Source organism: Microbacterium sp. Bi128 (genome assembly GCF_918698205.1).
On the sequence record NZ_CAKKMM010001243.1, the window covers coordinates 1 to 1,519 of the forward strand.

Here is a 1,519-nt window from a genome sequence, read left to right on the forward strand (position 1 = left end):
ACACCCAGTTGAGCCGCCAGTCGTCGACGATCCCGTCCAGGGCCTTGCCGACCTGCTCCTCGATCACGTCGGTGAGCGGGCAGGCGGCGGTGGTGAGGGTCATGTCGATCAGCAGGGCGCCGTCGTCGTCCGAGTACTTCAGACCGTACAGCAGGCCCAGATCAACGATGTTCACCCCGAGTTCCGGGTCGATCACATCCTTGAGCGCCTCTTCGACATCCTCGAGGCCCGTGCGGGCCACATTGAGTTCGGTCATTGCGGAGTCCTAACTACGCCTGGGCTGCAGCCGAGGCGGCAGCGATGGTGGCCGCCCCTGCGCCGGTGGCGTAGCGGTCGTAGCCTTCGTCTTCGAGGCGGTCGGCGAGCTCCGGGCCGCCCTCTTCCACAACCTGGCCATCGACGAACACGTGCACGAAGTCCGGCTTGATGTAGCGCAGGATCCGGGTGTAGTGCGTGATGAGCAGGGTGCCCATGTTGCCTTCGCCGTGGGCGCGGTTGACGCCCTCGGAGACAACCTTGAGCGCGTCGACGTCCAGGCCGGAGTCGGTCTCGTCGAGGATGGCGAACTTCGGCTTGAAGAGCTCGAGCTGGAGGATCTCGACGCGCTTCTTCTCGCCGCCGGAGAAGCCTTCGTTGACGTTGCGCTGGGTGAAGTCGGCGTCGATGCGCAGCTGCGCCATGGCGGCCTTGACGTCCTTGGTCCACGTGCGCAGCTTGGGGGCTTCGCCGTCGATCGCGGTCTTGGCGGTGCGCAGGAAGTTGGTCATGCTCACGCCCGGGACCTCGACGGGGTACTGCATGGCGAGGAACAGGCCGGCGCGGGCGCGCTCGTCGACGCTCATGGCGAGGACGTCTTCACCGTCGAGGGTGATCGTGCCGGAGGTGACGTTGTAGCGCGGGTGCCCGGCGATGGTGGACGCCAGCGTGGACTTGCCGGAGCCGTTGGGGCCCATGATGGCGTGCGTCTCGCCGGTCCTGATGGTCAGGCTGACGCCCTTCAGGATTTCCTTGGTGCCCTGCTCGGTGTCAATGCTGACGTGCAGGTCCTTGATCTCAAGAGTCGACATGTGTCTTGTTCTCCTCTGCACCGTGCCCTCGGCACTGTGCGTTTTCTTGGCGATAAGTTTTCTTGTGCGGGTTGCCGGCTGCAGGCAGCTAGCTGAAGTTGGGAGCCTCGGCGCCGTTCAGGACGTTGGTGAAGTCCACGTAGACCTCGTCATCCAGGACGGTCACGGCAAACACGGGAACGGGATCATAGGCCGGCAGCTGGAGCGGCTCGCCGCTGCGCAGGTCGAACTGGGAGCCGTGGCCCCAGCACTCGATCTTGCAGCCTTCGACTTCTCCTTCGGAGAGCGAAATGTCCGCGTGCGAGCAGGTGTCGCCGATGGCGTGGATCTCCCCCATCGAGTCCTTCACGATCGCTACCGGGTAGTCGTCGATCAGGATCCGCAGCGCCTGCTTGAGTTGGATCTCGCTGGCGTTGCAGACTAGCTCGCCCTTTGGCTGTTCAGTCATTGAT

At 64.3% G+C, this 1,519-nt stretch carries 3 protein-coding genes; all 3 read right to left on the bottom strand.

The genetic code is table 11. From position 1 onward, the window contains the following. The coding region (locus LQV45_RS31660) for a metal-sulfur cluster assembly factor (RefSeq protein ID WP_230011385.1) at window positions 1-256 on the bottom strand (256 nt) is incomplete at its 3' end. Window positions 257-269: 13 nt separating this feature from the next. Beyond that, window positions 270-1,067: a Fe-S cluster assembly ATPase SufC gene (gene sufC / locus LQV45_RS31665; protein WP_026537381.1), complete on the bottom strand. Its 798-nt coding sequence runs from the start codon at window positions 1,065-1,067 to the stop codon at window positions 270-272. 88 nt (window positions 1,068-1,155) lie between these two features. Next, window positions 1,156-1,515 carry a non-heme iron oxygenase ferredoxin subunit gene (locus LQV45_RS31670; protein ID WP_223917407.1) on the bottom strand — a complete coding sequence of 120 codons (360 nt, stop codon included), beginning with the start codon at window positions 1,513-1,515 and terminating at the stop codon, window positions 1,156-1,158. Window positions 1,516-1,519 lie beyond the last annotated feature (4 nt).